At 67.7% G+C, this 24,165-nt stretch carries 18 protein-coding genes and 1 pseudogene; 8 read left to right on the top strand and 11 right to left on the bottom strand.

The features are described 5' to 3' along the window. The first annotated feature begins 292 nt into the window (after nt 1-292). A complete protein-coding gene (locus tag WS70_RS00795; RefSeq protein WP_059597382.1) occupies nt 293-1,402 on the top strand; it encodes an acyltransferase family protein in 1,110 nt (369 codons plus the stop codon). A gap of 24 nt (nt 1,403-1,426) precedes the next feature. Here WS70_RS00795 and WS70_RS00790 read toward each other — a convergent pair whose 3' ends face one another. Beyond that, nucleotides 1,427-1,765: an antibiotic biosynthesis monooxygenase family protein gene (locus WS70_RS00790; protein ID WP_059597381.1), complete on the bottom strand. Its 339-nt coding sequence runs from the start codon at nt 1,763-1,765 to the stop codon at nt 1,427-1,429. Nucleotides 1,766-1,820: 55 nt separating this feature from the next. Next, the gene (locus tag WS70_RS00785; protein WP_059473571.1) at nt 1,821-2,435 is read right to left on the bottom strand and encodes a LysE family translocator; all 615 of its coding nucleotides are present in this window, start codon (nt 2,433-2,435) and stop codon (nt 1,821-1,823) included. Nucleotides 2,436-2,519: 84 nt separating this feature from the next. Between WS70_RS00785 and WS70_RS00780 the strand changes: the two genes are divergently transcribed. Then, nucleotides 2,520-3,848, top strand: a complete 1,329-nt coding sequence (locus tag WS70_RS00780) for an aminotransferase-like domain-containing protein (protein ID WP_059473420.1) — start codon at nt 2,520-2,522, stop codon at nt 3,846-3,848. Between the two features lie 108 nt (nt 3,849-3,956). On the opposite strand, the gene WS70_RS00775 is transcribed toward WS70_RS00780, so the two are convergent. From WS70_RS00775 to WS70_RS00765, 3 genes are all read right to left on the bottom strand, one after another. After that, nucleotides 3,957-5,420 carry a mechanosensitive ion channel gene (locus tag WS70_RS00775; RefSeq protein ID WP_059473421.1) on the bottom strand — a complete coding sequence of 488 codons (1,464 nt, stop codon included), beginning with the start codon at nt 5,418-5,420 and terminating at the stop codon, nt 3,957-3,959. Nucleotides 5,421-6,115: 695 nt separating this feature from the next. Further along, nucleotides 6,116-6,517 carry a zinc ribbon domain-containing protein gene (locus tag WS70_RS00770; protein WP_059473422.1) on the bottom strand — a complete coding sequence of 134 codons (402 nt, stop codon included), beginning with the start codon at nt 6,515-6,517 and terminating at the stop codon, nt 6,116-6,118. Nucleotides 6,518-6,529: 12 nt separating this feature from the next. Continuing rightward, the gene (locus tag WS70_RS00765) at nt 6,530-8,938 is read right to left on the bottom strand and encodes a heavy metal translocating P-type ATPase (RefSeq protein ID WP_059597398.1); all 2,409 of its coding nucleotides are present in this window, start codon (nt 8,936-8,938) and stop codon (nt 6,530-6,532) included. On the opposite strand from WS70_RS00765, the gene WS70_RS32100 reads away from it, so the two are divergent. The 3 genes from WS70_RS32100 to WS70_RS00755 all read left to right on the top strand — a co-directional run bounded on the left by WS70_RS32100 (nt 8,918) and on the right by WS70_RS00755 (nt 10,535). Beyond that, the gene (locus WS70_RS32100) at nt 8,918-9,133 is read left to right on the top strand and encodes a hypothetical protein (RefSeq protein ID WP_162498946.1); all 216 of its coding nucleotides are present in this window, start codon (nt 8,918-8,920) and stop codon (nt 9,131-9,133) included. The genes WS70_RS00765 and WS70_RS32100 overlap by 21 nt on opposite strands. 249 nt (nt 9,134-9,382) lie before the next feature. Continuing rightward, the gene (gene cadR / locus WS70_RS00760) at nt 9,383-9,814 is read left to right on the top strand and encodes a Cd(II)/Pb(II)-responsive transcriptional regulator (RefSeq protein WP_059473423.1); all 432 of its coding nucleotides are present in this window, start codon (nt 9,383-9,385) and stop codon (nt 9,812-9,814) included. A gap of 100 nt (nt 9,815-9,914) precedes the next feature. After that, entirely contained in the window at nt 9,915-10,535 is a 621-nt protein-coding gene (locus WS70_RS00755) for a PadR family transcriptional regulator (RefSeq protein WP_059597380.1), read from the top strand. Between the two features lie 251 nt (nt 10,536-10,786). On the opposite strand, the pseudogene WS70_RS00745 reads toward WS70_RS00755, so the two are convergent. The 4 genes and pseudogenes from WS70_RS00745 to WS70_RS00725 all read right to left on the bottom strand — a co-directional run. Further along, nucleotides 10,787-11,842 (bottom strand): annotated as a pseudogene (locus WS70_RS00745) (FAD-binding oxidoreductase); the annotation flags it as partial. Between the two features lie 20 nt (nt 11,843-11,862). Continuing rightward, nucleotides 11,863-12,657: an ABC transporter substrate-binding protein gene (locus tag WS70_RS00740; protein WP_059473428.1), complete on the bottom strand. Its 795-nt coding sequence runs from the start codon at nt 12,655-12,657 to the stop codon at nt 11,863-11,865. A 54-nt stretch (nt 12,658-12,711) separates the two neighbouring features. Then, entirely contained in the window at nt 12,712-13,866 is a 1,155-nt protein-coding gene (locus tag WS70_RS00735; protein ID WP_059473429.1) for a pyridoxal phosphate-dependent aminotransferase, read from the bottom strand. 440 nt (nt 13,867-14,306) lie between these two features. Then, entirely contained in the window at nt 14,307-15,005 is a 699-nt protein-coding gene (locus WS70_RS00725; RefSeq protein ID WP_059597397.1) for a TetR/AcrR family transcriptional regulator, read from the bottom strand. A gap of 46 nt (nt 15,006-15,051) precedes the next feature. On the opposite strand from WS70_RS00725, the gene WS70_RS00720 reads away from it, so the two are divergent. Together WS70_RS00720 and WS70_RS00715 are read left to right on the top strand one after the other, a co-directional pair. After that, a complete protein-coding gene (locus WS70_RS00720; RefSeq protein ID WP_059473430.1) occupies nt 15,052-16,692 on the top strand; it encodes an acyl-CoA dehydrogenase family protein in 1,641 nt (546 codons plus the stop codon). A 73-nt stretch (nt 16,693-16,765) separates the two neighbouring features. Continuing rightward, entirely contained in the window at nt 16,766-18,286 is a 1,521-nt protein-coding gene (locus WS70_RS00715) for a class I adenylate-forming enzyme family protein (protein WP_059597377.1), read from the top strand. A 271-nt stretch (nt 18,287-18,557) separates the two neighbouring features. Here the strand turns inward: WS70_RS00715 and WS70_RS00710 are convergent, their stop codons facing one another. Together WS70_RS00710 and putA are read right to left on the bottom strand one after the other, a co-directional pair. After that, on the bottom strand, nt 18,558-19,697 hold the full coding sequence (locus WS70_RS00710; RefSeq protein ID WP_059597376.1) for a branched-chain amino acid ABC transporter substrate-binding protein: 1,140 nt from the start codon (nt 19,695-19,697) through the stop codon (nt 18,558-18,560). 84 nt (nt 19,698-19,781) lie between these two features. Next, nucleotides 19,782-23,711 (bottom strand): trifunctional transcriptional regulator/proline dehydrogenase/L-glutamate gamma-semialdehyde dehydrogenase, encoded by a 3,930-nt coding sequence (gene putA, locus WS70_RS00705; protein WP_059473433.1) that lies wholly within the window; start codon nt 23,709-23,711, stop codon nt 19,782-19,784. Between the two features lie 283 nt (nt 23,712-23,994). Here putA and WS70_RS32265 point away from each other — a divergent pair, with 283 nt between their 5' ends. Continuing rightward, nucleotides 23,995-24,165, top strand: a complete 171-nt coding sequence (locus WS70_RS32265; RefSeq protein WP_082716472.1) for a hypothetical protein — start codon at nt 23,995-23,997, stop codon at nt 24,163-24,165.

Here is a 24,165-nt window from a genome sequence, read left to right as displayed (position 1 = left end):
CGGTGTGCACGCGCGCGTTGCGACTTGCTGCATCGCAACGCACGGCGGATGCGGCGAATGCGACCGGCGGCATGCGTCGCATCGGATGCGCGCGTATCCGCACGCCGGCCTCCTCGCGTGCCGCCCGCCGAGCGTCCGCGTCCGCCGCACGACACGACAGCGAACTTGTGTCGCCCGGCACACAGATCGCCGGCGTGCAAGCCCCTACATTGTGGTCACGCAGTGAGCGTCCCGCGCGCCGTCTTTCCGGCGACGCGCGGCCCAGCGATCGACCATTCCAATCATTCAGAGCATGCGGGACTCCTATCTCGATACCGCTCGGGGCGCGGGCATCATCCTCGTCGTGTACGGCCACGCGCTGCGCGGCCTGTTCGCCGCCGGCCTCGTGCCGGCCGGTTGGCCGAGCGCTCTGCTCGCCGCGACCGACTACACGATCTACACATTCCACATGCCGCTCTTCTTCCTGCTGTCGGGGCTGCACGTGCCGAAGTCGCTGCAGCGCGCGGGCGACGGCTTCCTGCTCGCGAAGCTGCGAACGATCGTCTATCCGTACTTCGCCTGGTCGCTGCTGCAAGGCGCGGTGCAGCTCGCGCTGTCGTCGCGCGGGATGAATCATGCGTTCACGCCGAACGATCTGCTCGCGATCGGGTGGCGGCCGTTCGGCCAGTTCTGGTTCCTGTACGCGCTCTTCATCTGCATGCTGATCGCATGGGGAGGGTCGATCGTCGCGCCCGGCATCCGTGCGCACGACCGCGCGGCGTCCGGACGTGCGCTCGCATCGCTTGCGGCGCTCGCGATCGGCGGACTCGCGGTCGTCGCGCTCGCCGCCGGCTCGTCGACGCAATGGGGCATTGTGTCGATGACGCTCACGTACCTTCCGTTCTTCGTGCTCGGCATGCTGATCGGCGACAAGCTGCCCGCGCTCGTCGAACGCGCGTCGAGCGGGCGCTCACTCGTCGCCGTTGCCGTGACGTTCGCCGCGGCGGTCGCGCTCGCGCATCGCTTCGGCGAACCGGACAGCGTCTGGGCCTTGCCCGCCGCACTCGCGGGCTGCGCGCTCGTGCTGCTCGTCGCGGATCGCGCGGCGCGACGCGGCGACGCCGCGCCCCGGCTCGCGCGCCGTCCGACGTGGCTCGAGCACATCGGCTTCGCATCGATGCCGATCTATCTCGCGCATATCCTCGCGACGGCCGCCACGCGCATCGCGCTCGTCAAACTCGGCGTCGTCGACGTCGGCGTGCAACTCGCGCTCGGCACGCTCGCGGGAATCGTTTGCCCGATGCTGCTCTATGTACTCACGCTGCGTTCGGGAACGGCGCGGCTCGTCGGCTTCCCGCCACTGCCGGCCGGTTATGCGCGCGCGCCGGAGAAAGGCCGGATCGGCAGCGCGGATGTCGCTTGATCGTCGGCACGATCGTTGGACATGCTAATCGATCTGCTCTCGCCGCGAATCCGGAACGAGATGCTGAAATGAACCGTCGCCGTATGCGCGCTCGACCTTCGAAACAACGACGTGATACCCGTCGTACCACTTGCGGAACCCGCGCTTCGCATCGAGGTGCTTCGGATGCGCCGCGAACGCGCGCAGCGTCGCCTCGTCGCGCCAGTAGTAGCTCGCGTTGAACATCAGCCCGTCCGTCGAGCGCCACGACTCCATGCCGACGAAGCCGGGCAGGCTCGCCGCGACGTCGTCGATCGACGCGGTCAGCCGCCGGAATTCGTCGTCGAAGCTGCCGGGCCGGTAGATGAAAGCGGCAATGTACATCGGAAGTTCTCCTATCGATGACGCGCGCATGCGCCGTGTGCACCGTGTGCGTCGCTCACGACAGCCTCGACATCGTCGCAAGGCGCACCGCAAGCAGCACGAATAAGGCCGCGAGCCAGGCAGATGCCGTGCGATGCCCGACGAACCCGCGCACCGCATGGCCGGCCGCGCCGAGCAGCGCGTGAAACGTGATGCTGATCGCGGTCAGCACGCAGCCGAGCGCGACCAGTTGGCCGGCGATCGACGCGCCGTGACGATCGACGAACTGCGGCAGAAAGACGATGAAGAACAGCAGCGCCTTCGGATTCGACAGGCTGTTCAGCATCGCGCGCATGCCGACCGACCAGAGCGACCGCTCAGTTGCGGCGGCCTTGCCGAGCGAACCGGGATGGCGCACCGCCTTGTACGCCATCCAAAGCAGATAGGCCGCGCCCGCATAGCGGATCAGGTCGAACGACGGCGGCCACGCGGCGACGATGGCCGCGACGCCCGCCGCCGTCAGCGCGGTGAGCACCAGATCGGCGGCGCCGACGCCGAGCGCCGCGGCGATGCCGCCGCGCAGCCCGTACGCCGCGCCGTGCGCGATCACAAAAGCCATGTTCGGGCCCGGCGACATCAGCAATACCATCACGGCCGCGATGAAGACCGACAGAGTGGACGTCTGGATCATGTTGGCGAATGTTTGCGTGAACGACACGCGCAGCGTAATCTGCGCCATCCGATACAAACAAACAATTGTTCTAGATACAACGCGATGGCCGAATCACGCTACCAGACGATCGTCGACGACTTCGCCGCCCGCATCCGCGCCGGCACGCTCGCGCCCGGCGCGCAGTTGCCGACGATCCGCGCGTTGATGAAGCGGCACGGGATCGCGCTGGCGACAGCGTCGCGCGTCTACGCGGCGCTTGCGGAAGCGGGATTGATCGTCGGCGAGACCGGGCGCGGCACGTTCGTGCGCGACACGTCGCTGCCGCGCGGGCTCGGCCTCGAGCAGCATCCGGCGAAGGCGGGCGCGATCGATCTGACGTTCAACTATCCGTCGCTGCCGGGCCAGGTCGAACTGCTGCGCAGCGGTCTGCGCGGCCTCGCCGCGTCCGGCGATCTCGACGCGCTGCTGCATTCGGCGCCGCAAGGCGGCCGCTGGCACGAGCGGCAGACCGTCGCGAGGCATCTGCGCAATCGCGGCATCCGCGTGCCGGGCGAGCAGGTGCTGATCGTCAACGGCGCGCAGCAGGGGCTCGCGGTGACGCTGATGGCGACGATGAAGCCGGGCGAAATCCTCGCTGTCGACGCGCTGACGTATCCCGGCATGAAAGCGCTCGCGCTCGCGCACCGAATCGTGCTTGCGCCGCTGCCGCTGTCGGCAGAGCAGAACCTGGATCTCGACCGGCTCGACGCGCTCTGCAGAAAGCGCCCGGTGCGCGCGGTCTACACGATGCCGACGCTGCACAATCCGCTCGGCTCCGTGATGTCCGCGCAGAGTCGCATGCGCCTTGCCGAGCTCGCCGAGCGTCACGATCTGCTCGTCATCGAGGACGGCGCATACGCGTTTCTCGCCGAGCCCGCGCCGAAGCCCGTATTCACCCATGCGTCCGATCGCACGGTCTACGTATCGGGGCTGTCGAAGAGCGTCGCGTCGGGATTGAGACTCGGCTTCGTGGCCGCGCCGGAGCGCATCGTGCCGGCGCTCGAGCACGCGATTCGCGTGTCGACGTGGAATACGCCGTCGCTGACGGTCGCGCTGGCGTGCCAGTGGATCGACAGCGGAATCGTCGACACGCTCGAGGAACGCAAGCGCAAGGATGCGCGACGCCGGCAGACGCTCGCGCGACGGATATTGCGAGACGGCGACGTCGTCTCACATCCGTCTTCCTACTATCTGTGGCTTGCGATGCCCGAGGAACTGCGCGCGGACCGGGTCGCGGCAGAACTCGAGCGCGAAGGCGTGCTCGTGACGACGGCCGAGCCGTTCTCGACCGCGCCGAGCGCGCCGCATGCGCTGCGGATCGCGCTCGGCTCGATTGCGCTCGAATCACTCGAAGACGCGTTGCGGAAGGTTCGAAGCGCGGTAATCGGGTGACGTTCGCGTCGAAGTCCGGCACGCGAAAACGGCGCCCGGTGCCACACCGGCGCGCCACCGCGGAAACCGCGCCGATGCACGGGCGATCGTCGCGCGACCGCCCGCGCGTCAGTCCTGCTTGCCGCGCTGGTTGAAACAGCGGTCAAGCAGCTTGCCCGCGGCTTCGCGGCCGCCAAGACCGAACGACAGCGCGACCGCGACAGCGATCGCGCCGAGCACGAGGCCGAACGCGAGCTGCACGATCTCGTTCGCGATGCCCATCGCGCGCAATCCCATCGCGAACACGAGGCCGAGAATCGCGAACTGCGCGATGCGTGACAAGAGCCGGCTGTGCTCGCTGTCGGTCTGCTCGATCACGCGGCGCGCAAGGCCCGCGAGCCAGAAGCCGATCACGAGGATCACGCCGCCCATCAGCACGTGCCCGCCGAACTCGATGAACAGCGTGACGACGTCGCGCACCTGCGTGAAGCCGAGCCGGTTCGCGGCTTCGACGGTCGCGAACAGCATCGCGAAGAAAATCACGAGCCGGCCGGCCAGCACCGAAGGCTGCAGCATCCCGGTGAACACGCGCTCGACGCCGAGCACGGCGGGCAGGCCGTCGACTCCCGCGGCGACGAGCAGCTTCTGCACGAGCGCGCCGACGAAGCGCGCGACGTAAAACGTGACGAGCACGATCACGACGGCCGCGAAGATGTCGGGCACCGCGTTGAGGAACTGGCCGAGCAAGTCGGTCGCGGGCCGCGAGATCGCCTCGATCTTCAGCGCGTCGAGCGCGGAGATCAGCGTCGGCACGAACACGAAGATGAAGACGACCGTGCCGATGAGGCTCGAGATCTTCACGGGCGCCGGGCTCTCGACGCTTTGCGTGAGCCTGTCGGCGCCCGCCGCGATGAGCAGGTTCGTGACGAGCCCGCGCAGAATGCGCGCCACGAGCCAGCCGACGAAGCCGATCACGGCCGCGGCGAACACGTTCGGCACGATCGCGAGGATCTTGTCGATCATCCCCTGCACGGGCGACAGCAGCCCGTTCAAATCGAACGCGGCGAGGATCGCCGGGATGAACATCAGGATCACGAGCCAGAACAGCACGTCGCCGAGGTACGAGCTCATCGGCCGCATCCCTGCCGTTTCCGACAGTTTGCTGTCGATCTTGCTCGCTTTCAGCGTCTTGTCGGCGAGGCTGCGCAGCAGCGATGCGATCAGCCACGCGACGAGCGTGAGCGCCGCGCCGCCGAGCAGGTTCGGAAGATAGTTGATGATCTTCGTGACGAGAAGCGAGAACGGATTCGATACCGCGTAGAGGTTCAGCACGTTGAAGATGCCGACCGCGGTCACGAGCAGGATGAGCCAGAACAGGCCGCCCGCGATGATGCGCTCCACTTGTGCGCCTTGGCCGGTGCTTTCGGCGATGCGCGCATCGACCTTCAGCGCGCTCAGCAAGCGCCGCACGCCCGCCCGGACGATCACGGCGATCAGCCAGCCGACGACCAGGATGCCGAGCGCGCCCGCGATCTTGGGCAGATAAACGCCGAGCGTGCTCTGCATCGACGTCAGGAAACTGGATGAATCCATATGTTCTCTCCCGAAAAGCGTGATGTTGCGTTGGACCTCGACGAACAACCTGCGGACTCCGAAGAAAAACCTGGCTCCGCAGCGGCGACCTTACACGGGGAACGATGACGGCTTCAATCGTGCTTCACTGTACTCGAACTTTATTCTAAGGGATCGATCCTGCTAATAAAAATCGTGCGCACGGACGTTGCGCGCGTCGCGAAATGATGCGGCACACGGCGCGCGTTCGTGTCGGCGAGTCGCAAGCATGAAACAGACGGGATGATTGATGGAAGAATGTGAACCGGCTTGCGCAAGACGCTTTCGTTCGCTATGGCAGGCCCGGGATTTGCTGTGCGGGGCGTCGGACAGACAGGGGGCGATTTGGGTGCGCCGTGCGCGCTGAACAACGGCTGCCGTGGGCAAGTTTGGCCGTGTCGCGGCTGAGTCGGCGGATTCGCTTCGCTGCAGATAGGGCAGCGAGAAAACGAACGGGTTCGGACGCTCACCGCGACTGGATTGCGTCGAACCACTGCATCAAACATATCGACGCTTGCTTACTTGTGCACCGAACGAACGGGTCGACTCGAATATATCGACCCGAATAGCGCGCCTGAAATCTCACGCACGCAATCGCGAACTTGCTTAGCAGCGCTATCGGAATGCGCGCGCCGACGCATCGCATGGCAACCGCCCGCACCCCGCCCCGCCTCGCGTCACGCGCGCGCCTTCGAGACTGCCGTCCCGCATTGCGGGCAGTAGCGCGCGGATGCATCGAGCAGCGCGCGACATCCACCGCACGCGGCCGGTGCCTGCGATACGCCGCACTGCGCGCAGAACTTCGCATCCGCTCCGTTGATCGCGCCGCACTTCGCGCATGCGGCGCGCTGCACGGGCCCGCTCGTCTCCCTTTGAGGCGGAACGCCGCTACGTTCTCGATCCCGGCCGTCGTCACTCGGTGCGTCCCGGCGGCCCCAACCGCGGCCGCCGGGACTGTCGGAGCCCCAACCGTAGCCGCGGCCATGACCGTGCCCACCGCCCGCCCCGCCACCGTGATGGTTGCGACGGCCGCCGTTTCCATGATGCCCACCGCCGACGATCCGCTTGAGCCAGTTCATCGTCTCCTCCGTTCACTGTCCGCGGCGCAGCAGTCGCAAGCCATTGCCGACGACGATCAAGCTCGCGCCCGCGTCGGCGAACACCGCCATCCACATCGTGCCCATCCCTGCGACCGTCAGTCCGACGAACACCGCCTTCACGGAGAGCGCGAACATGATGTTCTGCACGAGCACACGATGCGTCGCGCGCGACAGCTGCACGAATGCCGGGATCTTCCGCAGGTCGTCGTCCATCAGCGCGACGTCGGCCGTCTCGATCGCCGTGTCGGTGCCCATCGCGCCCATCGCGAAGCCGATATCGGCGCGCGCGAGCGCGGGCGCATCGTTGATCCCGTCGCCGACCATGCCGACCGCGCGGCCGCCTGTCGCGAGTTCGTCGACGGCGGCGAGCTTGTCCTGCGGCAACTGGTTGCCGCGCGCGTCGTCAATGCCGACCTGCTGCGCGATCGCCTCCGCGGTGTGCGGGTTGTCGCCCGTCAGCATCGCAGTCTTGATGCCGAGCGCGTGCAGCTCGGCGACCGCCGCGCGGCTCGTGTCCTTCACCGTGTCGGCGACCGCGAAGAGGCCGAGCACGCGCGTGCCGTCGATCAGCATCACGACCGTCTTGCCCTGCCGCTCGAGCTCGTCGAGGCGCGCTTCGAGCGCGGGCGTGCAGCATTCGAGTTCTTCGACGAGGCGGTGGTTGCCGAGCCAGTACAGCGTGCCGTCGATCGCACCGCGCACGCCGCGGCCCGGAATCGCCTCGAAGTCGGCGACGTCGAGGAACGACGCGTCCCTGCCGTTGCCGACGCCGCCCGCGCCGCCTTCGGCTACGCCGGCCACCGCGACCGCCTGCGAAACCGGATGGTCCGAGCGCGCGGCGAGGCTCGCGGCGAGCCGCCGCACACGGGCGACGTCGATGCCGGCCGCGCGCATCTCGAAGTCGGTCTGCACCGGCTTGCCGCGCGTGATCGTACCCGTCTTGTCGAGCGCGAGCCACGCGAGCCGGCGGCCTTGCTCGAGGTACGCGCCGCCCTTCACGAGGATGCCGCGCCGCGCGGCCGCCGCGAGACCCGACACGATCGTCACGGGCGTCGAGATCACGAGCGCGCACGGGCACGCGATCACGAGCAGCACGAGCGCGCGATAAATCCAGTCGCGCCATGCGCCGTCGAACACGAGCGGAGGCGCGATCGCGACGATGAGCGCGATCGCGAAAACGATCGGCGTGTAGATGCGCGCGAAGCTGTCGACGAAGCGCTGCGTCGGCGCCTTCGCCCCCTGTGCTTCCTCGACCGCGTGGATGATCCGCGCGAGCGTCGTGTTGCCCGCGACCGCCGTCACACGATATTCGAACGAGCCGGCTTCGTTGATCGTGCCCGCGTACACCGGGTCGCCGTCGCCTTTCTCGACGGGCAGGCTCTCGCCCGTGATCGGCGCCTGATTGACGGTCGAGCGGCCGGCGGCGATCTCGCCGTCGAGACCGATCCGCTCGCCGGGCTTCACGCGCACGACGGCGCCGAGCGCGACCTGCGCGGCATCGATCGTCCGCCACGAGCCGTCGGGCTGCTTGACCGTCGCGGTGTCGGGCGCGAGCCGCATCAGGCTCTGGATCGCGTTGCGCGCGCGATCGAGCGAGCGCGCCTCGATCAGCTCGGCGACGGTGAAGAGCACCATCACCATCGCGGCCTCGGGCCACTGGCCGATCGCCATCGCGCCCGTCACCGCGATGCTCATCAGTGCATTGATGTTCAGATTGCCGTTCGTGAGCGCGATCCAGCCTTTGCGGTACGTCCCGAGGCCGCAGGTCGCGACCGCGGCGAGCGCGAGCGCGGCGGCAAGCCATACGGGAAGCTGCAGCCACGTGACCGCCTCGGACGCGGCCGCCGCGCCGCCCGCGATCGCGAGCGGCCACCACGGCCGCTGCGCTTCGGCCGGCACGGGCGACGCGCCGCGGCCCGTCGCGCCAGTGTCGGCCTGCTCGGGCGTCATCCCGAGCGAGCGGATCGCGCCGACGATGCCCGCCTCCGCGCCCGGCGCGTGCTCGACCGTCAGCATCCGCTGCATCAGGTTGAATTCGAGCGCCGCGACTTCGGCCATCCCGCCGAGCTTCTTGCGGATCAGCGTTTCTTCGGTCGGGCAGTCCATCTGCATGATCCGGAACGCGGAGCGCACGCGGCCGTCCGCTGCCTTCCGCGCGCCAGGCAGCGGCGCGAACGCGGCGGGTGCGGGTGCGCAGCAGTCGGCATCGGCATCGGCATCAGCGTGGGAGTGGGAGTGCTGACGATCGTCGTCGGCTCGCGCATCGTGGCCGCAACCAATCGAACCACGATCGTGAGACGGGGCTCCACGGTTTGCAAGCGCGTCGATATCGCCGTGCTGGTGGTCGTGCGAACAACAACCGTCGGCGCGTGACTGAGCGTGACCATCGGCGCGAAGCAGAACTTCACCGTTCGCTCCTTCACCATTCGCTCGCGCGCCGGAGTCCGCATTGCGTCGATCGGGATGGTGATCGCGTTCGCGAGAATGGGCATTGCCATGCGCATGGCCTTCGGCGTCACGGTGCGCGCAACCCTGGTGTCGAGCGCCGTCCTTTCGGTTCGGGTCGGCCGCATCCGCCAGCTCGCGCCCGCGTGAACGCCCGTCCTGACCGTACGCGTACGCCGCGGCACCATCAGGGGCGTGCACGTGCGAATGCGAGCGAGCGTCGACGGATGCCGGATCGCGCACATCGTTCGGATGCGCGCAGTCGCGATCGGTTTCGGGCGTACGCGGCCGGTTTTCGGCCCGGGTGGCCTCGGTCATGGCAACTCCTCTGTGACTGACGATGTACAGTTAACACCTTGAAGTCACTACAAGGTCAACCCTTTTTGTAAGGAGATTCGAATGAAAATCGGCGAACTTGCGAAAGCGGCCCGGTGCACGCCCGAGACGATTCGTTTCTATGAAAAAGAGGGGCTGATGCCCGACGCGGAACGGACCGGCTGCAACTACCGCAACTACACCGGCGCGCACGTCGAGCGGCTGCGCTTTATCCGCAATTGCCGCGCGCTCGACATGACGCACGACGAGATCCGCGCGCTGCTGCGCTTCACCGACGATCCAGCGGACCGCTGCGATTCCGTCAACGCGCTGCTCGACGCGCACATCGGCCACGTCAACACTCGCCTCGCAGAACTCGAGCAGTTGCGCGCGCAGCTGATCGAATTGCGCGAGCGGTGCCAGGGCGAGCATGCGGTCGAGGACTGCGGGATCGTGCACGGGCTCGCGACGATGGAAACGCCGGACATGCCGGGCAAGCGCTCGCACGTCGGCTGACATGCGGTGTCCGCCGATGTCCGAGCGGCGGGCGTTGCGGCGCTTGCGTTCATTTATATCTAGTCATAATATAACTAGAAATTAATTAACTACTCATGTTATGGCTCGATATTCTCCACTTGCACTCGTCGTGCTCGCGATGCTCACCGAAGCGCCGATGCATGCGTACCGAATCCAGCAACTCGTGAAGCTGCGGGGTAAGGACGAGATCGTCAACGTCAGGCAGCGCAACAGCCTCTACCAGACGATCGAGCGCCTGCAGCGCGACGCGCTGATCGCCGTACGCGAGACCGAACGCGACGGCGCGTTTCCCGAGCGCACGGTCTACGAAATCACCGATGCTGGCCGCGACACCGCCCGCATGTGGCTGCGTGAGCAGCTCGCGCGACCGGCGCGCGAATTTCCGTCGTTTCCGGCCGCGCTGTCGGTGCTGCCGCTACTGTCCGCCGACGACGCGCGCCGCCAGCTCGAAGCGCGTGCCGCCGCACTCGAAGCCGAGCTCGCCCGTCTCGACGAAACGCACGACGCCGCGCTCGCGATGCAGATCCCGCGGCTCTTTCTGCTCGACGGCGAACTGATGCGGGTGACGCTCGAAGCCGAGCTCGATTGGGTACGCAGCATCGTCGAGCATCTGAAGGTTGGCGCGCTCACCTGGAGCGAGGCTTGGCTGCGCGAGGTCGCCGCGCGATTCGCGCAGGCCGATTCGCCAGATTCGGAATGAATGGGCGAAGCGCCATCGCGAGAGTCGAGCCGTCGCTTCTTTCTCTGACCGACAGTGCCGGCTTCATTGCCGGGCGTGCTGCGTGCTGCGTGCTGCAACGGCAACGGCAACGGCAACGGCAACGGCAACGGCAACGATGCTACGCAGATTCGCGTCGTCCGCAACAACGTCCAGGGCACGAGCAGAAACGACGACGCACCGCCTCCAGCGGAAACCGCTCGCACACCGCACCTCACCCCATCCAGCCGCGACTACAGCATCTTCCCGGGATTCAGGATCCCGAGTGGATCGAGCGCGCTTTTCATCGCCCACATCACGCCGATCTCGGCAGCGCTCCGCGAGTACCCGAGATATGGCCGCTTGAGCACGCCGATCCCGTGCTCGGCCGAGATCGACCCGCCCATCGTCCGCACGATTTCGTAGACGACGTGCTCGACGCCGTCCGCGCCATGCGCGGGCAGATCGGCGAGCGACACGCCGATGTGCACGTTGCCGTCGCCGACATGCCCAAAGCACAGACACACCGCATGCGGCCAGCGCGCACGCAGCGCGGTATCGCAGCGCTCGGCGAACACGCCGAGTTCGGCGACGGGCTAGCTCACGTCGAAATTGAGCAGATGCGGCAGCGCGTCGATCGCGAGTCCTTCGCGCAGCGTCCACATGTCGCGCGTCTGCCGCTCCGACGCGGCAAGCGCCGCATCGCTCACGAGCCCTGCATCGAAGCACGCGCCGAGACGCTGCTCGAGCGTGTCGCGCGCATCGATGCGCGGATCGCTCGCCGCGCATTCGATGCGGACGACGAAATCGTCGTCCGCATCGAACGGCGGCGTGACGCCCGGCGTATACGCGACGACGTAGCGATAGAACGCCAGCCACATCGCCTCGAAGCTGACGACGCACGGCAGTGTCGCGCGCACGTCGCGCCAGAACCGCACGAGCGTGTCATAGTCGCGCACGCGGCATAGCGCCGTCGCAGGCGCCGCGAGCGGCGGATGCAGCCGCAGCACCGCGCGCGTGATGACGCCGAGCGTGCCTTCGCTGCCGATGAAGAGCTGCTTCACGTCATAGCCGGCGTTGTTCTTCAGCATCCGGTTCAGCGACGTGACGACCGTCCCGTCCGCGAGCACCGCTTCGATGCCGAGCGTCTGCTCGCGCATCTTCCCGAAGCGGATCGCGCGCGTGCCGCCCGCGTTGGTCGCGAGCATGCCGCCGATCTGGCACGAGCCGCGCGCGCCGAGATCGACGCCGAACGCGAAGTCGGCCGCTTCCGTCGCGTCCTGCACAGCTTGCAGCGTCGTGCCCGCGCGCGCTCATCGCACCACATCCTTCACTTCGTCGAGACGTCGATGTCGCCGAAGTACTTCCGGCCTAGCGTCTTCACGGTGCCGTCCGCCTTCAGCTTGTCGATCACGGCGTCCAGGCGCGCCTTCAGCGCATCGTCGCCCTTGCGCAGCCCGAACGCGATGCCACTTCCCAGAATCTTGTCGTCGCGCACCGGCTGCCCGACGAATGCGAAACCCTTCGCATCCGGCCGCGACAGGAATCCGCGCTGGCCCGCGGGCGCGAGCACGAGCGTGCCGTCGAGGCGGCCTGCCGTGAGATCCGCGTATGCCTGGTTCTGGTCCTGATACGCGACGACCCGCACGCCCGCGCCCACCCAGTGCGCATTCGCGTACGCTTCCTGGATCGAGCCCTGCAGCACGCCGACCCGCTTGCCCTTCAACGATTCCGGCGTCGGCACGAGGCCGCTGTCCGCGCGTGCGATCAGTTGCGTCGGCACGCGGTAGATCACCGTCGTGAAGTCGATCGCCTGACGTCGCTGGTCGGTCGCGTTCATCGCCGAATTGATCGCGTCGAACTTGCGCCCCTGCAGCGCGGGAATCAGCCCGTCGAACGACGTCTCGACCCACTTGCACGCGAGCTTCGCCTCTTTGCAGACGGCGTTGCCGACGTCGATGTCGAAGCCTTGCAGCTCGCCGTTCGCCGCCTTCGATTCGAACGGCGGATATTGCGCTTCGAGACCGAAGCGCAGCGTTTGCGAAGCCTCGGCGCGCGCCGCGCCCGAGCCCGTGACGACGCCCAATGCGCATGCGAGCGCCAGGCAGATTTGCAGTCGTTTCATCGATGATTCTCCTTGAGGTCGGGGTCGTGTCCGGTCATCGGCGCGATGCACGCGTCAGAGGCTGCGCAGACGCCGCGCGCCTTCGATCAGCGTCGCGTCGTCCTTCGAAAAACTGAGGCGGATGCAGCCGGTGTTCGTGCCGTCCGCATAGAACGCGGATAACGGAATCGTCGCGACACGCGCGTCGCGGATCGCGCGCAGCACGAAATCGGCGTCGGATTCGTCGGAAAAATGCCGAAAGCGCGCGAGCATGAAGAACGAGCCCTCGCTCGACAGCAGCTCGAAACGCGAGCCGGAAAGCTCACGCACGAGCAGATCGCGCTTGCGCTCGTAGAACGCACCGAGCTCGAGATAGCTCGACGGCTCGGCGAGCGCTTCGGCGAACGCGTGCTGCATCGGCGTGTCCGCCGCGAACGTCATGAATTGATGGACCTTGCGCAGCTCGCGCGTGAGCTCGGCCGGCGCGAGGCAGTAGCCGACGCGCCAGCCCGTCACGTGATACGACTTGCCGAACGACGACACGATCACGCTGCGCTCCGCGAGCACGCGATGGCGCGCCATGCTGTGATGGCGCGCGCCGTCGAACACGACGTGCTCATACACCTCGTCGGACAGCACCACGATGTCGGTGTCCGCCGTGAGTTGCGCGAGGCGCGCGATGTCGGCGTCGCCGAAGATCGTCGCGGTCGGGTTGTGCGGCGTGTTGAGGATCAGCATCCGCGTGCGCGGCGTGATGTTGGCGGCCACTTCGTCCCAGTTCACGCGAAAGCCCTCTGCCGACAGCTTGATCGCGACGGGCGTCGCACCCTGCAGGCGGACGATCGGCGCGTAGCTGTCAAACGACGGCTCGAAGTAGATCACCTCGTCGCCCGGATGCACGAGCGCGCTGATCGTCGCGTAGAGCCCTTCGCTTGCGCTCGCGACGACGGTTATTTCGGATTCCGGATCGTAGCGTCCGCCGTACAGGCGCTCGGTCTTGACGGCGAGCGCCTCGCGCAGCGCGGCGACGCCCGCCATCGGCGCGTACTGGTTGTGCCCATCGCGCATCGCGCAGGCGACGCGCTCGACGAGCGCCGGATCGGGCGCGAAGTTCGGCGCGCCCTGCGACAGATTCAGCGCCCGATGTTCGACGGCGAGCTGGCCGATGACCGTGAAGATCGTCGTGCCGACGTCGGGCAGCTTCGAACGGGGCGCGGCGGCGCTCTGCATGGGTCTTCCTTTCTCCTGGAATGGCGCGCCGGTCATCTCCGACGCATGGGTCAACGACGCGGATTTGGCCTGAGCCAATTTCTCGCGGCAATCGAAAGTTCGTCATGGCAGGCATGACGAAAACTCATAACGCGGGAGAGCGGGCGACGCGGGACGGCGGAGGCTATGTTGTTCGATGCAGGCTGGAGCGTTGGTGGAAGGCGTCGCGTGATCGATGCCGGTGACGCGTGGCCGCTGTCATGGGGCCTATCCAGACGGCTGACTCAGCGGTTCAGCGGTTCAGCGGTTCAGCGGTTCGCAGCCTGACGGGTCTGCCGATCACCAGTTCGACGCATACGAAGCCTGCGGGAAGCTCATCGACATCGACGAGAAAAGCGCTGCGACCGCACGGCAGCGCCCGTCGGCATTCGCAACATCGGCGGCGAGACATCCGGCCCGGCTCAACCAGAAACCGCGCCGCCGCCGACACCGACATCCGCCCCCGCCGCGAGATACGCGTCCACAGCCCGATGCAGTTCGCCGCGCAACTGCACGACATCGACGGCCGCACCCTGCGTCAGCAGCGATTGCGACACCCACCCGTAGCACAACGCATGCGCGACACGCGCCGCCACGTCGAGCCGCACATTCGCCGGCGCATCGCCCGCTCCCGCGAGCGCGTCGCGCCACAGCGCGACGTAGTCGTCGTAATGCCGGCGATACGCGTCGATCGGCGAGACCTTGCGCTCGAGCGTAAAGATCGCGGCCCATACGCGCGCGTCCTGCTCGATCACATCGACCTGCGCGTCGACGAGCGCGGCCGCGATCGCCCTGCAACCCGCGCCGCGCCGTACATCGACGACGCCGCGCATCCGCGCCGCGAGCGCCTTCACGTAGTGGTGGATCGTGAGCGCCGCGAGGCTCTCCTTGTCGCCGAAATACTCGTAGAACGTGCCGACGCTCACGCCCGCAACCGCGGCGATCTCGCGAATCGTCGCCTTCGCGTAGCCGCGCTCGAGCCAAACCCGAACAAACGCCTGCTGCAGCGCCTCCGAGCTCGCGTGCGCGCGCCGCTGCCGCGGACGGCGGCGCAAGGCCGGCTGCGGCTGCGCGATCGTCTTGTCGGGATGCGCGGAAACCTGAACATGTCGCGAAGTCATCTTTGCTAACCTGATCGAGCCGAACAACGACACGGAGACGTCCATCATGGCCTGGTCGACCCACGCGGTGAGCAACCAGTTCGACGAATTGATCGACTATAACCTCTTCGCGACCGACCCTGCGCTCGGCGAAGCGCTCGAACGCGCGGGCGCGTCGTGGGCCGCGCCGCAGCTCGACGCGTACGGCGCGCGGCTCGGCGCGCGCGACACCGCGCAGCAGGCCGAAGACGCGAATCGCCATGTCCCCGAGCTGAATGCGTTCGACCGCCGCGGCCGCCGGATCGACCGCATCGATTTCCATCCGAGCTGGCACGCGCTCCTCGGCCTCTATCGTGAACAGGGCCTGATCTCGCTCGCGTTCCGCGACGCGCGCGCAGGCCGCTGGGCGGCGAACGCGGCGGGCTTCTATCTGCACGGCCAGATCGAGGCGGGCACGCTGTGCCCGGCGACGATGACGCAGGCGAGCATCCCAGTTTTGCAGAAGGAGCCCGCGCTGTGGGCACAACTGAAAGACAAGCTCTACAGCAACGTCCATGATCCGCGCGACGTGCCGATCGACGCGAAGCGGTCGATCACGCTCGGCATGGGGATGACCGAAAAGCAGGGCGGCTCGGACGTGCGCGCGAACACGACGGTCGCAGCGCCCGTCGGCGCGGGCGGCCGCGGCGGCGACTATCTGCTGCGGGGTCACAAGTGGTTCTTCTCCGCGCCGATGTGCGACGCGCACCTCGTCGTCGCGCGCACCGAGTCGGGCGGCACGTCGTGCTTCTACGTGCCGCGCTGGCGGCCGGACGGCACGAAGAACGCGGTGCTCGTCCAGCGGCTGAAGAACAAAGTCGGCAATCGCAGCAACTCGAGCAGCGAGGTCGAGCTCGACGACGCGTGGGGCGTGATGCTCGGCGAAGAAGGCCGCGGCATTCCGACGATCATCGAAATGGCGACCTACACGCGCCTGAACTGCGTGCTCGGCAGCGCGGCGATCCTGCGCCAGGGGCTCGTGCAGGCGATCGCGTATACGCGGCAGCGTCACGCGTTCGGCCGCGCGCTCGCTGAGCAGCCGCTGATGCGCGCGGTGCTCGCCGATCTCGCGCTCGAGAGCGAAGCGGCGCTCGCGCTTGCGATTCGGCTCGCGCAGGCGTTTGAGCGCGGCGAGCCGGCGTGGACGCGCATCGTCACGCCGGCCGCGAAATTCTGGGTCTGCAAGCGAGCGGTCGAGGCGGCGGGCGAAGTGATGGAAGTGTTCGGCGGCAACGGCTATGTCGACGACGGCCCGATCGCGCGACTGTTCCGCGAGGCGCCCGTCAATTCGATCTGGGAAGGCTCCGGCAACGTGATGTGTCTCGATGTGATGCGCGCGATCTCGCGCGAGCCGGACGCGGCGCACGCGCTCGTCGACGAACTGCACGCGCTCGGCGGCCGCGATGCGCGGATTCGTGCGGCGCTCGACGCGCTGCGCACGCTGCTCGGCACGCCGCCCGATGCGCTCGAAGCGCTCGGCCGCGTGCTCGCGCAGCACATCGCGCTCGTCGCGCAAGCGTGCCTGCTGCTCGACGCGGCGCCCGCCGCCGTCAGCGACGGCTTCATCGCGACGCGCTTCGGCGAACCGGTGTGGGGCCGCGTGACGGGCGCGCTCGATTCGCGCCGCGTCGACGTCGCCGCGCTGCTGCAACGCGCGTACGCCGCATAACCGCGCGCGGCGCCGCCGCTCGCGCGCCGCGCTTTTCCGCGCCACGTCCGCCGCAAGCAAGGAATCCGAAGCGATGAACCTGATTGCCGCTCTCGACCGCGCCGCGCGCGCGACGCCCGACAAGCCGTTCCTGCGCTACGACGGCGCGACGACCACGTATTCACAGATGGATCGCCGCTCGCGGCGCGCGGCCGAGGTGCTCGCCGCGCTCGGCGTCGCGCCGGGCGATCGCGTCGCCGCGATGTGCTTCAACACGCCGGCGTTCTTCGATCTGCTGCTCGGCGCGTGGCGCATCGGTGCGGTCGTCGTGCCGATCAACCACAAGCTGCAGGCGCCGGAAGTCGACGCCATCCTCGGCCACAGCGCGAGCCGCGCCGTGCTGTTCGACGCCGCGCTCGCGCCCGTGCTCGCGAAAGTCGACCACGACGCGCATCGCCTCGTGACCGAAGGCGATGCGAGCAGCGCCGCGTCGTTCGACCGTCTCGCCGCCGACGCGGGCGGCATCGCGTCCGGCACGCCCGACGACGCGGCGCTCGCCGAGATTCTCTACACGTCGGGCACGACGGGACGCCCGAAGGGCTGCCTGCACAGCCATCGGACAGTCGCGCTCGCCGCCATGACGAGCGCGCTCGCGCTGTCGATGACCGAGCGCGAGCGCACGCTGATGGCGATGCCGATCTGGCACGCGTCGCCGCTCAACAACTGGTTCGGCGGGACGCTATATGTAGGCGGCACCGTCGTGCTGATGCGCGACTATCATCCGCTGCACTTTCTGCAGACGGTCGAGGCCGAGCAGGCGACGCTGTATTTCGGCGCGCCGGTGTCGTACACGCTGCCGCTCGATGCGATCGCCGACTTCGCGTCGTTCGATCTCACCAGCGTGCGCGCATGGCTGTACGGCGGCGGGCCGATCGGCGCGGACATTGCGCGCCGGCTGATGCGCGCGTACCGCAGCGAGGCGTTCTATCAGGTGTACGGGATGACCGAGACGGGCCCGGCCGGCACGGTGCTCCATCCATTCGAGCAGACCGTCAAGACGGGCTCGATCGGCCGGCAGGGCACGCCTGGCGTCGACGTGCGGGTCGTGACCGCGTCGGGCGACGACGCACGGCCGGGCGAGATCGGCGAAATCCGGTTGCGCGCGGACAGCATGATGCTCGGCTATCTCGACGATCCCGACGCGACGCGCGCGGCGTTCGCGGACGGCGGCTGGTATCGGAGCGGCGACGTCGCGCGCGTCGACGACGACGGCTATCTGTTCGTCGTCGACCGGATCAAGGACATGATCGTGACAGGTGGCGAGAACGTCTATTCGAAGGAGGTCGAGGACGTGCTGACCGCGCATCCGGCCGTCGCGGAAGCCGCGGTGATCGGCCGTGCGCATCCGGAATGGGGTGAGACCGTGATCGCGCACGTCGTGCTGCGCACGGCGAGCGGCGCGGATGGTGCGGTCGATGCCGACGCGCTGCGCGCGTTCTGCGCGAAGCGGCTCGCCGCGTACAAGATCCCGCGCGAATACGTGTTCGCCGAGCGTCTGCCGCGCACGCCGACGGGCAAGCTGCAGAAGCACTTGCTGCGCGCCAGCGGCGCGTAATGCGGCGGCGGCGGCGACGGCGACCCTTCGGCATCCGAACCTCACGACGCTCGAACGCCGTGACTCACTGGCTCGGCACACCGCGCACCGCGCACTGCGCGCCGATGCCGATGCCGATGCCAACTCAATCGCAAGCATCGCCCCGTGCGACGCGCCGCCGGGCATCCGTCGACAAAACAAAGCCCCGAACCTGCTTGCGCAGATCCGGGGCCCGTCGATATCGAAGCGCGAAACGGACGCCGTTACGCGACGCCCGCGCCACGCGCGACGCTTACTTGCCGCCGATGCTCTTGAGCGGCTTCCACTCGCCCTTCTCGACCTTGTAGATCGTGATGCCGCCGTTGCGCAGGTCACCCTTCGTGTCGTACGCGATGTGCGTCGACGTGACGCCCGCCATGTCGGTCTTCGACAGCAACGGCAGATACTTCGCCGGATCGGTCGAGTTCGCCTTCTTCATCGCGTTGAACATCGCCATCGCGCCGTCGTACGCGTACGGCGAGTACGTCTGCACGTCTTCGCCGAAGCGCTTCTTGTACTTGTCCGCGTACGTCTTGCCGCCGGGCATTTCGCCGAGCGGCAGGCCGGCGAGCGAAGCGATCGAGCCTTCGGCCGCGTCGCCCGCGATCTTCAGGAAAGTCGGCGTGTGCACCATCTCGCCGCCCATCAGCGGCGCCGCGACGCCGAGCGACTTCATCTGCTTGGCCATCGGCGCGGCCTGCGAATCCGCGCCGCCGTAGTAGACGAGATCCGGCTTCGACGCCTTCAGCTTCGTCAGGATCGCCTTGAAGTCGACTGCCTTGTCGTTCGTGAATTCACGGTCGACGATCGTCGCGCCCGCCGCCTTCGCCGCCTTCTCGAACTGATCGGCGAGACCCTGGCCGTACGCCGTGCGATCGTCGACGATCGCGATCTTCTTCATGCCGAGATCCTTCACCGCGAACGTGCCCGCGACCGAGCCCTGCTGCGTGTCGGACGTCATCATCCGGAAGGTCGTCTTGTAGCCTTGCTGCGTATATTCCGGCGCGGTCGCCATCGCGATCTGCGGGATACCCGCGTTCGCGTAGATGCGCGAAGCCGGGATCGTCGTGCCCGAGTTGAAGTGGCCGAGCATGCCCTTAATGCCGTCGTCGACGAGCTTCTGCGCGACCGTCGTGCCGGTGCGCGGGTCGGCCTGATCGTCCTGCGTGTCGAGCACGAACTTCACCGGCTTGCCGCCGATCACGGGCTTCGTCGCATTGAAGTCCTCGATCGCGAGCACGATGCCGTTCTGCATATCCTTGCCGTAGTGAGCCTGCGCGCCCGTCATCGGCGCAGCGAAGCCGATCTTGACGTCATCCGCGTGCGCCGTCCCCGCGAGCGACATGACCGCGACGAACGTCGCGCCTGCCAGCTTTTTCATCGTGTGTTGCATATCTTCTCCTAGTACCAGGGTAAATGGAGCGACTTCGGGTTCGCCTTGCCGCTTCCGTTTCTTGAGGCGAAGGGCAAGGATTGCTCAGCCAATCGTCATCAAATTCGCATTGCCGCCCGCCGCCGCGGTATTCACGCTCACCGAGCGCTCCGTCAGGAGCCGCTCGAGCGCGTAGTCTTCGTCGTCGCCGTTCTCGAACGCGCCCGCCGCGACGCCCTGCACCGATACGATCGGCCCCGGACGCTGCGCGACCTCCTTCACGAGCGCGAGCAGCTCGTCGCTGTCGCCTTCGAACAGCACCGCATCGAACGCCGCGTCCGCCTGCTTGCGCACGCTCGCATGCGACTTCAGCGATGCCGGCAACGCCGCCGCGAGCGCCTCGCCCGCCGCGCCCGCGAAGAGCGCGCGGTTGCCGGTCGCGAGCACGGCGGCGAACTGCGCGCGCGCGCCGCTTGGCGTCGCCGCGATGCACAGCACCGTGCCGCGCGCGCCGAGTGTATACGTATTGCGTTCGCCCGTCGGCCCTGCGAGCACCGCCGTCGCACCGGCCAGCACGTGCGACAGATAGCCGTCGCAGCGCGCGGCGAGCGCCGGCTCGCGCTGCTCGATCAGCCAGTCGCGCAGCGCAGTCAGCGCGGCGGAGGGATTATCGCGCGACTCGCCGTCCTGCGGCGCATCGACGACGAGCGACGCCTCGAGCGACTTCGGCAGACCGGCCGGGCGCGTCGCGAGGAGGCGCTGCAGGTAGAGCGCGCCGCCTGCCTTCGGCCCCGTGCCCGACAGCCCTTCGCCGCCGAACGGCTGCACGCCGACCACCGCGCCGATCACGTTGCGGTTCACGTAGATGTTGCCGACGTGCGCGCGGCCGATCACGTGCGCGATCGTCTCGTCGATCCGCGTGTGGATGCCGAGCGTGAGGCCGTAGCCCGTCGAGCGGATCTGCTCGAGCAGCTTGTCGAGCGCGCTTCGGCGATAGCGGACGACGTGCAGCACCGGGCCGAACACTTCGCGCTTCAGCTCGTCGACGCTGTTGATCTCGACGATCGTCGGCGGCACGAAGGTGCCTTGCGCGCACGCTTCCGGCATCGTCAGCTGCGTGACCGCATGGCCCTTGTCCGTCATCGCGGCGACGTGCGTGTCGATCGTGCGCTTCGCGTCGGCGTCGATTACTGGGCCGACGTCCGTCGACAGGCGATCCGGATTGCCGAGCGCGAGCTCGCGCATCGCGCCCTTCAGCATCGTCAGCGTGCGATCGGCGACGTCGTCCTGCAGGCACAGCACGCGCAGCGCGGAGCAGCGCTGACCGGCCGAGTCGAACGACGATTGCAGCACGTCGGCGACGACCTGCTCGGCGAGCGCCGACGAATCGACGATCATCGCGTTCTGGCCGCCCGTTTCGGCGATCAGCGGAATCGGCTTGCCGTCCGGATCGAGGCGCGACGACAGCGTCTTGTTGATGAGGCGCGCGACTTCGGTCGAGCCGGTGAACATCACCGCGCGCGTGCGGGGATCGGCGACGAGCGCCGCGCCGACCGTCTCGCCGTTGCCGGGCAGGAGCTGCACCGCGCCAGCCGGCACGCCGGCGTCGCGCAGCAGGCGCACCGCCTGCGCGGCGATGAGCGGCGTCTGCTCGGCCGGCTTCGCGAGCACCGTGTTGCCGGCCGCGAGCGCGGCGGCCACCTGGCCCATGAAGATCGCGAGCGGGAAGTTCCACGGGCTGATGCAGACGACGGGGCCGAGCGGACGGTGCGTGTCGTTCGAGAACTCGTCGCGGATCTGCGCCGAGTAGTAGCGCAGGAAATCGACCGCCTCGCGGATTTCGGCGATCGCGTTCGGCAGCGACTTGCCCGCCTCGCGCACGATCAGGCCCATCAGCGTGTGCATCTGCGCTTCGAGCAGGTCGGCCGCGCGCGCGAGGCAGTCGGCGCGCGCGTCCACGGGCGTCGCCTGCCAGATCGGCGCGGCCGCGACGGCGTGCGCGAGCGCCGCGCTCACCTGCTCGGGCGTCGCCTCGCTGACCGTGCCGACGACGTCGCGCAGGTCGGCCGGATTGCGCACGTCGCGCGCGGGGGCGTTCACGAGCGCGTCGTCGGCGAGCATCGGCGCGGCGCGCCACGGATGATGCGCGCTCGCGAGCAACGCCGACGACAGCGACGCGAGCCGATGCTCGTTCGACAGATCGAGGCCCATCGAATTGAGGCGCGGCGCGCCGTACAGCTCGCGCGGCAGCGGGATCTTCGCGTGCGGCGCGCCAAGCGGCGCGACCTGCTCGGCTTCCTCGACCGGGTCGGCGACGAGCGCCTTCACCGATACCGACTTGTCGGCGATCCGGTTCACGAACGACGTGTTCGCGCCATTCTCGAGCAGGCGGCGCACGAGGTACGCGAGCAGCGTCTCGTGCGTGCCGACGGGCGCGTACACGCGGCACGGGCGGTTCAGCTTGTCGCGGCCGGTGACTTCTTCATAGAGCGGCTCGCCCATTCCGTGCAGGCACTGGAATTCGTACTGGCCGGGGTAGTAGTTCTGGCCCGCGAGGTGATAGATCGCGGAGAGCGTATACGCGTTGTGCGTCGCGAACTGCGGATAGACGGCGTCCGGCGCGGCGAGCAGCTTCTTCGCGCACGCGAGGTACGACACGTCGGTGTAGATCTTGCGCGTGTAAACCGGATAGCCTTCGAGGCCGTCCACTTGCGCGCGCTTGATCTCGGAATCCCAGTACGCGCCCTTCACGAGCCGCACCATCACGCGATGGCGGCTGCGGCGAGCGAGGTCGATCAGATAGTCGATCACGAACGGGCAGCGCTTCTGGTACGCCTGCACGACGAAGCCGATGCCGTTCCAGCCGGCGAATTCCGAATCGAAACACAGCGCCTCGAGCAAATCGAGCGACAGCTCAAGCCGGTCCGCTTCCTCGGCGTCGATGTTCAGGCCGATGTCGTAGCGGCGCGCGAGCAACGCGAGCGAGCGCACGCGCGGCAGCAGCTCGCTCATCGTGCGCTCCTGCTGCGAGCGCGAGTAGCGCGCGTGCAGCGCCGACAGCTTGATCGAGATGCCCGGGCCCTCGTAGATGCCGCGGCCGCCCGCTGCCTTGCCGATCGCGTGGATCGCCTGCTCGTACGACGCGTAGTAGCGCAGCGCGTCCTCTTCGGTCGACGCCGCCTCGCCGAGCATGTCGTACGAGTAGCGGAAGCCGCGCGCTTCGAACTTGCGGCTGTTCGCGAGCGCTTCGGAAATCGTCTCGCCCGTCACGAACTGCTCGCCCATCAGGCGCATCGCCATGTCGACGCCCTTGCGAATCAGCGGCTCCCCGCCCTTGCCGATCAGGCGCGTCAATGCCGACGACAGGCCCGCTTCGCTGTTCGTCGTAACGAGCTTGCCCGTGATCATCAGGCCCCAGGTCGCCGCGTTGACGAACAGCGACGGTGCATGGCCCACGTGCGAGCGCCAGTCGCCCTTGCTGATCTTGTCGCGAATCAGCGCGTCGCGGGTCGCGCGATCGGGGATGCGCAGCAGCGCTTCGGCGAGGCACATCAGCGCGACGCCTTCCTGGCTCGACAGCGAGAATTCGTGGATCAGTCCTTCGACGCCGCCACCCGAGCTCTTCTCGCGCAGCGCCTCGACGAGACTCGCGGCCATCGACTGGACGTCCGACGCGAGGCTCGCGGGCAGCCGCGCCTCGCCGATCAGGAACGGCACGCATTCCGGCTCCGGACGCCGGTACGCGGCCGTGATCGCCGCGCGCAGCACGGATTGCGGCTGCACGTTCTGCGCGAATTCTAGGAACGGGTGCGGCACGCCGTCTTCATCGCCGTCGGCGTGGCCGTCGGACAAATCGGCGACGCCCGTGTGGCCGGACAGTTCCGGCGGCAGTTGACCATGCTCGATCCGCTCGAGATACGCGAAGATCGCCTGCTTGATCAGCCAGTGAGGAGTGCGCTCGAGCCGCGACGCCGCGTCCTTCAGACGCGAACGGAGCAGATCGTCGACTTTGACGCCCAGTGTGGTGCTTGCCATGATTTTCTTCTGGGGCCAGCCCGATGCCGGCCAAGGACTTTAAAAGATCGCAAAATCGTAAGACACCCAATAAAAAGGTGCAACCAGATTGCGCAATTGGTTGCACCTCACAAATCCCGTTTAATATCAATGCGTTATCAAAAAATGTGAATCGCACGCACCAATTTGATCGATCAGTATTTTCCCTGATCCTGTCAATTTTGCCGGCTCGATTTTCGCAACGATCTGACGTGATATCTGATTTGCGTGCGCCCGCTGCCCGCGGATGCGAAGGAGAAACGAGATGGACGGATGGGTAGTGATCGGCATCGTGCTCGCGGCCTGGATCGCGGGCGCGATCGTATTCGTACACCGCGCGTCGGCGGTGTTCTTCCAGGCGCTAGGGCGCGCGCACGACGCCGACGCATGCGAGCGCGACGCGCCGCTCGCCACGCTGCGCGAAGCGCACGAATGA

This window comes from Burkholderia mayonis (assembly GCF_001523745.2).
Classification (GTDB): Bacteria; Pseudomonadota; Gammaproteobacteria; order Burkholderiales; family Burkholderiaceae; genus Burkholderia; species Burkholderia mayonis.
Note: the sequence above shows the minus strand (reverse complement) of the source record. Positions and strands in the feature narration are given on the sequence as shown.

Coding starts and splice junctions, on each gene's coding strand:
- WS70_RS00795 (WP_059597382.1), top strand. CDS start 293: ATGCGGGACTCCTATCTCGATACCGCTCGGGGCGCGGGCATCATCCTC.
- WS70_RS00790 (WP_059597381.1), bottom strand. CDS start 1,765: ATGTACATTGCCGCTTTCATCTACCGGCCCGGCAGCTTCGACGACGAA.
- WS70_RS00785 (WP_059473571.1), bottom strand. CDS start 2,435: ATGATCCAGACGTCCACTCTGTCGGTCTTCATCGCGGCCGTGATGGTA.
- WS70_RS00780 (WP_059473420.1), top strand. CDS start 2,520: ATGGCCGAATCACGCTACCAGACGATCGTCGACGACTTCGCCGCCCGC.
- WS70_RS00775 (WP_059473421.1), bottom strand. CDS start 5,420: ATGGATTCATCCAGTTTCCTGACGTCGATGCAGAGCACGCTCGGCGTT.
- WS70_RS00770 (WP_059473422.1), bottom strand. CDS start 6,517: ATGAACTGGCTCAAGCGGATCGTCGGCGGTGGGCATCATGGAAACGGC.
- cadR (WP_059473423.1), top strand. CDS start 9,383: ATGAAAATCGGCGAACTTGCGAAAGCGGCCCGGTGCACGCCCGAGACG.
- WS70_RS00755 (WP_059597380.1), top strand. CDS start 9,915: ATGGCTCGATATTCTCCACTTGCACTCGTCGTGCTCGCGATGCTCACC.
- WS70_RS00740 (WP_059473428.1), bottom strand. CDS start 12,657: ATGAAACGACTGCAAATCTGCCTGGCGCTCGCATGCGCATTGGGCGTC.
- WS70_RS00735 (WP_059473429.1), bottom strand. CDS start 13,866: ATGCAGAGCGCCGCCGCGCCCCGTTCGAAGCTGCCCGACGTCGGCACG.
- WS70_RS00725 (WP_059597397.1), bottom strand. CDS start 15,005: ATGACTTCGCGACATGTTCAGGTTTCCGCGCATCCCGACAAGACGATC.
- WS70_RS00720 (WP_059473430.1), top strand. CDS start 15,052: ATGGCCTGGTCGACCCACGCGGTGAGCAACCAGTTCGACGAATTGATC.
- WS70_RS00715 (WP_059597377.1), top strand. CDS start 16,766: ATGAACCTGATTGCCGCTCTCGACCGCGCCGCGCGCGCGACGCCCGAC.
- WS70_RS00710 (WP_059597376.1), bottom strand. CDS start 19,697: ATGCAACACACGATGAAAAAGCTGGCAGGCGCGACGTTCGTCGCGGTC.
- putA (WP_059473433.1), bottom strand. CDS start 23,711: ATGGCAAGCACCACACTGGGCGTCAAAGTCGACGATCTGCTCCGTTCG.
- WS70_RS32265 (WP_082716472.1), top strand. CDS start 23,995: ATGGACGGATGGGTAGTGATCGGCATCGTGCTCGCGGCCTGGATCGCG.